This is a genomic window from Mesorhizobium sp. Root552 (genome assembly GCF_001427285.1).
Lineage (GTDB): Bacteria > Pseudomonadota > Alphaproteobacteria > Rhizobiales > Rhizobiaceae > Mesorhizobium.
On record NZ_LMFV01000061.1, the window covers coordinates 215,524 to 222,077 of the forward strand.

Genomic DNA, 6,554 nt, shown 5'->3' on the forward strand with positions numbered 1-6,554 from the left:
ACCGGCGGCCATGCCTATCGCCGCGCCAGCAGCACCTTGAAGCGGTTGTCGCGGGCAAGCTCGCCTGCGGTCGAGAACGAGGCGGCAAGCGTCGCCTCATAGGGCAATTGCCGGTTCGCCACCATCGCCAGCCTGCCGCCGGATTTCAGCGCCTTGGCCGCAGCCTTGATCAGCGCAACTCCGATATCCGGCTCCGCCGCCCTGCCCTGATGGAACGGCGGGTTCATGAAGATCCAGTCGTAACGCTCCTCGACCGGCTCTGCGATCAGGTCACGCCAGAAGAAGCGCACCGGGCATTCGGCCTGCACATTCTTCTTCGCCGCCTCGACCGCCTCGAAATCCGCCTCGTAAAGGTCAAGCGCCTTCAGGCTCTTCGACCGCGCCGCGACCTCGGCGGCAACGTAGCCCCAACCGGCGCAGAAATCGGCAACACGGCCTGAAACACCCTCAGGCAGGTTCTCGACCAGCAGCTTTGACCCTGCATCGATCTTCTCGTGCGAAAACATGCCGGGCGATGTGCGAAATCGGCCATCGACCAGCACCGGCGGATTGGCCTCCCGCAACGTCGCCGCAGCATCTTTTTCGACCGGGCATCGAAACCAGAACGCCAGGCCATGATATTTCGGCAACGCATCCTCGACGTCCACCAGTACGCCGATGCGCTTGCGCAACGAGGCAATGCCGTCGTCCTTTGAGCCGGCGACAAGGATCAGGCCGCCCGGCGCGACGCGCTCCAAAGCCTCCGCGATCCACAGCTCATTCTGCCCGCGATGCCGCCCGGCAAGCACAAGCGCAGCACCGTAACCCTCGCCGTCCGCGCGCGGTGCAACCTGGCGCCCCGCCGCTTCAAGCGCCCGGACGTGCGGGCGAAAACCCTGCACGCAATGCACTTCCGCCGCAAAACCCTCCGGCAGCCGGAACCCCGGCTCTGCGCCTAGAAACAGCACGCGGGCGTCCTTGGCTGGCGCTGCCAGCGTCTCCGCGTCGAACGGATAAAACAGCGCCTTCAGCGCTTCAGCAGTCATGGCAGAACTTTACCCGAACCATTGAACAGCCACCCAAAAGAAAACGGGCGCAACCTTCCGGCGCGCCCGCTTTGTCCTTCATGCGAGGCCTATCAGGCGGCGTCTTCTTCGCCGTCGGCCTTCTTCTCGCGAACGATTTCCTTGCCGGTCGCCTGATCGACAACCTTCATGGAAAGGCGAACCTTGCCGCGCTCGTCGAAGCCCATCAGCTTGACCCAGACCTTGTCGCCTTCCTTGACCACGTCGGTGGTCTTCTGGACACGCTCGCTGGCGAGCTGCGAGATGTGGACCAGGCCGTCGCGCGGGCCGAAGAAGTTGACGAATGCGCCGAAGTCGGCGGTCTTGACGACCGTGCCCTCGTAGATTTCGCCCACTTCCGGCTCGGCCACGATTGTGTGGATCCACTTCTTGGCCGCCTCGATTTCCTTGGCGTTCGAAGACGCGATCTTCACCGTGCCGTCGTCCTCGATGTTGATCTTGGCGCCGGTCTTTTCCACGATCTCGCGGATGACCTTGCCGCCGGAGCCGATCACGTCGCGGATCTTGTCGGTCGGGATGTGCATGACCTCGATGCGCGGCGCAAACTCGCCAAGCTCGGAGCGGGCGCCGGAAAGCGCCTTCGACATCTCGCCCAGGATGTGCTCGCGGCCGCCCTTGGCCTGCTCGAGCGCAACCTTCATGATCTCCTCGGTGATGCCCTCGATCTTGATGTCCATCTGCAGCGAGGTGATGCCGCCAGTCGTGCCGGCCACCTTGAAGTCCATGTCGCCAAGGTGATCCTCGTCGCCCAGGATGTCGGACAGAACGGCGAAACGCTCGCCTTCCTTGATCAGGCCCATGGCGATGCCGGCAACCGGCTTTGCCAGCGGAACGCCGGCATCCATCAGCGCCAGCGAGGTACCGCAAACGGTCGCCATCGAGGACGAACCGTTCGACTCGGTGATCTCCGAGACAACGCGCAGCGTGTAGGGGAACTGCTCGACGCTCGGCAGCATCGGGCGAATTGCGCGCCAGGCCAGCTTGCCGTGGCCGATTTCGCGACGGCCCGGCGAACCCATGCGGCCGGTTTCGCCAACCGAGTAGGGCGGGAAGTTGTAGTGAAGGAGGAACTTCTCCTTGTACATGCCGGTCAGCGAGTCGACATACTGCTCGTCTTCGCCGGTGCCCAGCGTGGCAACGACCAGCGCCTGGGTTTCGCCGCGGGTGAACAGCGCCGAACCGTGGGTGCGCTGCAGGACGCCGACTTCGGAAACGATCTTGCGGACCGTCTTGAGGTCACGGCCGTCGATGCGCGAGCCGGTGTCGAGGATGTTCCAGCGAACGATCTTGGCCTGCAGTTCCTTGAACACGGTCGCAACCTGCTCGGAGGAATATTTGGCTTCCTCGCCTTCGGCCGGCGTGAACGCTGCCTTGACCTTGGCCTTCACCGCGTCGACGGCGGCATAGCGCGACTGCTTGTCGGTGATCTTGTAGGCCTCGCGCAGCTCGGCTTCGCCGATCTTCAGCATCTCGGCTTCGAGTGCGGAATAATCCGGCGAGGTGAAGTCGCGCGGGTCCTTGGCGGCCACTTCGGCGAGCTTGATGATCGCCTCGATGACCGGCTGGAAGGAGCGGTGGCCGAACATGACCGCGTCGAGCATGGTCTTTTCGTCGAGTTCCTTGGCTTCCGATTCGACCATCAGCACGGCGTCGGCAGTGCCGGCGACAACGAGGTCGAGCTTGGATTCCGGCATCTCGTCGAGATGCGGGTTCAGCACATATTCGCCGTTGATGTAGCCGACGCGGGCGCCGCCGATCGGGCCCATGAACGGAACGCCCGACAAGGTCAGCGCGGCGGAGGTGGCAACGATCGACAGGATGTCGGGATCGTTCTCAAGATCGTGCTGAACGACGGTGACGACAACCTGCGTGTCGTTCTTGTAGCCATCGGCGAAAAGCGGGCGGATCGGGCGGTCGATCAAGCGCGAAACCAGCGTTTCCTTTTCGCTCGGACGGCCTTCGCGCTTGAAATAGCCGCCGGGGATCTTGCCGGCTGCGTAGGTCTTTTCCTGGTAGTTCACGGTCAGCGGGAAGAAATCGAAGCCGGGCTTCGGTTCCTTGGCCGAGACGACGGTGGCCAGAACCATGGTTTCGCCATAGGTGGCGAGCACGGCTCCATCAGCCTGGCGGGCGATCTTGCCGGTTTCCAGGATGAGCGGACGGCCGCCCCATTCGATTTCCACTTTGTGTTGGTTGAACATGTCTTGTCCTTCATATGCGGAAAGGCCGCGCAGAATTCTCATGCGCGACTATGCTTTCCTGGCTTCTTTCGGGCAGCCACGGGCAAGACAACGGGCAGCTTGTAAGATCCGGCGCAAAGCCGGGGGCAAGCAACCTGCAATCCTGCCCCATGACCGTCCATGGGCGGCTTCGACGTGGCCCTTTCCTGCGTCGAAACCGGTTGGGCCTATTACCTTTTTACACAGGCCCGAATATGCAAGCGGCGGGTTCTCTTTCGAGAGCCCGCCGATAGTTTCGTCAGCGACGCAGTTCGAGTTTCTCGATCAGCGTCTGGTAGCGCGCATCATCCTTGCGCTTGAGATAATCAAGCAGGCTGCGGCGCTGGGAGACGAGTGCGAGCAGGCCACGACGGGAGTGGTTGTCCTTCTTGTGGCCCTTGAAGTGCTCGGTAAGGTTCTTGATACGCTCGGAGAGGATGGCGACCTGCACTTCCGGGGAACCAGTGTCACCCTTGGCAGTGGCAAACTCGGCCAACAATTCTTGCTTGCGTTCGGCAGTAATCGACATCGTGCTTTTCCTTTGTATGTTTGAGGAAACGGGACGCCTGGAGCCGGGATGTCGTCCAGCAAAGGCCACTCATGACCGCGCTTTCCGGCGCGATGCTGCGGCGCATATAGTGCAATTGCCGGCAAAAAGCCAGCGTCAATTCGCATGCCGGCGTTGCAGGGGTGGAAGGCCAGTATCGCCACGCTTCGTTACCCCTCATCCGACCTCGCTTCGCTCGGCCACCTTCTCCCACGAGGGGCGAAGGAGCCGCTGGCATGAACAGCTCCTGCAAATGACCAACGCTGGAGATTGGCAGAGGCGGTTTTGCAAACCTTACCTTCGCCCCTTGTGGGGTGAGGCGCGGTGGCCGAAGGCCAAGAAAAGCCAACGATTTGGCTTTTCTAGCAACGAACGCCCTGAGCCATAGCGAAGGGCCGGGCGGTGGCCGAACCGAGCAACGCGAAGCGAGGTCGGATGAGGGGTGTCTGGCGCAAATGCCGACGCCCCCCTCTCCCCCTGAGGAGGGAGAGAGGGTAAGGGTGAGGGGCAGCGCCAAGCGGGCCAGATGTGGACCGAACTACCCACTTGCCTATCCACACCCCACGCCAACCCTTTGATCCTGCTCATTCCTCGCAGAAACTTTCACCCTACTTATCCTCACCCTTCCGCGCTCCCCCATAATCCGTCCCATCGCTCTTGCGGGAACCGGCTGCGCACCGGGCAACGGTYAGGGCGGCGGTGACCTCCCCCCATTGGTTCGGCCCAATGGACCCGAGGGCATCCGACAGGCCGGCGTCCTGCGGCGGGCTTTCCATGACAAAGGAAAGAGAACCCGTGGCGGCAGGAGACGCATTTCGTCTGATCGTCGCGACAGGGTGAGCCCATCGGACGGTCTTGGGACCGGTCGACGGGATGACAGACACCGGACGGGCGGCCGCGAGGCCGCGCTATCTACCTAAACGAGCGACCGAACGGCCGCCCGTCTTCCCGACCTGCGCTTCAAAGGCAATGGTCAGTTCTTTGACAATGGCCAGACGGCATTTGCCGGGCGTGGCAACCATAAAGCACGAACCTTGGCCAGCCGTCTGGCCATTCCTCGGGGTCCCCGCCAGCGACGAGCGTAGCGAGGAGCTTAAGRGCGGGGCAAAGAGTCCCAGACGCGAAAGCGGGCGTGGCGATGAACAAGCACAACCATCTCTTCGTCATCCCGGAAGCGAGCAAAGCGATGGCGATGCAGAAGGCCCACCTGGGCGCATCCCGGCACGATATGTCTCGCGTTTGACCCCTCCCCGCCATATCGATACCAATCGCCACCATGATCGCCGCGCACAACCAGACCTATTCCGACTTCTTCTACCAATCCGCGGATGGATTGCGGCTTCACGCCCGCATCTATGGGCAATCGCGGCCAGACCTATGGCCAGTCGTCTGCCTCCCCGGCCTCACCCGCAACGCGCGCGACTTCCATGAACTGGCGCTCCATCTGTCGCAGGGCTCCCCGAATCCCCGCCAGGTGGTGGCATTCGACTACCGCGGGCGCGGCCAGTCCGATCACGATCCGAACCTGCACAACTATAATGTCGGCATCGAAGCAGCAGACATTCTCACTGGACTTTCCGCCCTCGGCATCGAGCAGGCGGCCTTCATCGGCACCTCGCGCGGCGGCCTCATCATCAATGTGCTCGGCGCGATGCAGCCAAGCATACTGAAAGCCATCATTCTCAACGACATCGGCCCGGTCATTGAGGTCGCGGGGCTTGCCAATATCCGCTCCTATCTGCAGCGCTCACCCCATCCACTCGGCTTTGCACAAGCGGTCGCAGCGCAACAAGCCGCTCACGGCGCAGACTTCCCGGCGCTTGGCCAACACGATTGGGAACGCATGGTCGCCGCCCTTTACCGCGAGGACAATGGCCAATTCCTGCCGGATTTCGACCCGGCGCTGGTGGATACCCTTGCCGGGATCGACTTCACCCAACCCCTGTCGACGCTGTGGCCGCAATTCGATGCGCTGGCGCAAATCCCCATGCTCGCCATTCGCGGCGAACACTCCCGCTTGCTTTCGGTCGCGACCTTGGAGGCGATGCAGCGCCACCATCCCGGCATGGAAACCGTCATCGTCGCGGGGCAAGGCCACGCCCCGTTCCTGGAAACGGGAAACCTGCCGCAGACCATCACGGCCTTTCTCCACCGGACGCAGCGTGCTTGATCACCCCTCACCTCAACGGATGCGGAGCGCCCGCAAGCCGGCCGGGGTATCGCGCGGTCAGCGCACCCTATCGGAGCCGCGAGCGAAGCGAATTGGCGTGAGATAAATAAGGACTGGCGGAGAGGATGGGATTCGAACCCACGAGAAGCTTTTGACCTCTACTCCCTTAGCAGGGGAGCGCCTTCGACCACTCGGCCACCTCTCCGTTGCGGCGGTGGATAAAGAAAAGGGGCGGCACAATCAATAAGGGGTGCGCCGCAATCTTGGAAAAATGCCTCCAACCTTGCAAATATCGGCTCCCACCAAGGCCAACTTGCCAAAGTGCGGCCGGCGATCGGGTTGATTCCATGCTTCGAGGCCACAAAAAGCCCAGCGCAGGAGCGTCGGACCGCCCTATGGTTAACGAGTGCTTTCGGCTCGGGCCTAAATCGTGTCATTTGTTCAACAACAACAGTGGATAGCATTCACCATAGCCCATTGGCGGTACGATCATTGTTGAACCGGGCGGATCGATGGGTAATGTCACTTTCGAAGGAGAGGCGCGGTGCGCGTCT

4 protein-coding genes and 1 tRNA gene are annotated in these 6,554 nt (G+C 62.2%); 1 reads left to right on the forward strand and 4 read right to left on the reverse strand.

Annotation, left to right across the window (positions count from 1 at the left end):
- Positions 1-14: 14 nt before the first annotated feature.
- From ASD50_RS20240 to rpsO, 3 genes are all read right to left on the reverse strand, one after another.
- Positions 15-1,025, reverse strand: a complete 1,011-nt coding sequence (locus ASD50_RS20240) for a class I SAM-dependent methyltransferase (protein ID WP_056245431.1) — start codon at positions 1,023-1,025, stop codon at positions 15-17.
- A gap of 92 nt (positions 1,026-1,117) precedes the next feature.
- Positions 1,118-3,265, reverse strand: a complete 2,148-nt coding sequence (pnp, locus tag ASD50_RS20245) for a polyribonucleotide nucleotidyltransferase (protein ID WP_056245436.1) — start codon at positions 3,263-3,265, stop codon at positions 1,118-1,120.
- 277 nt (positions 3,266-3,542) lie between these two features.
- Positions 3,543-3,812, reverse strand: a complete 270-nt coding sequence (gene rpsO, locus ASD50_RS20250; RefSeq protein ID WP_056245440.1) for a 30S ribosomal protein S15 — start codon at positions 3,810-3,812, stop codon at positions 3,543-3,545.
- A gap of 1,294 nt (positions 3,813-5,106) precedes the next feature.
- On the opposite strand from rpsO, the gene ASD50_RS20260 reads away from it, so the two are divergent.
- A complete protein-coding gene (locus ASD50_RS20260; protein ID WP_056245447.1) occupies positions 5,107-6,000 on the forward strand; it encodes an alpha/beta fold hydrolase in 894 nt (297 codons plus the stop codon).
- Between the two features lie 114 nt (positions 6,001-6,114).
- Here the strand turns inward: ASD50_RS20260 and ASD50_RS20265 are convergent.
- Positions 6,115-6,205 (reverse strand) — tRNA-Ser (locus ASD50_RS20265).
- Positions 6,206-6,554: the final 349 nt, after the last annotated feature.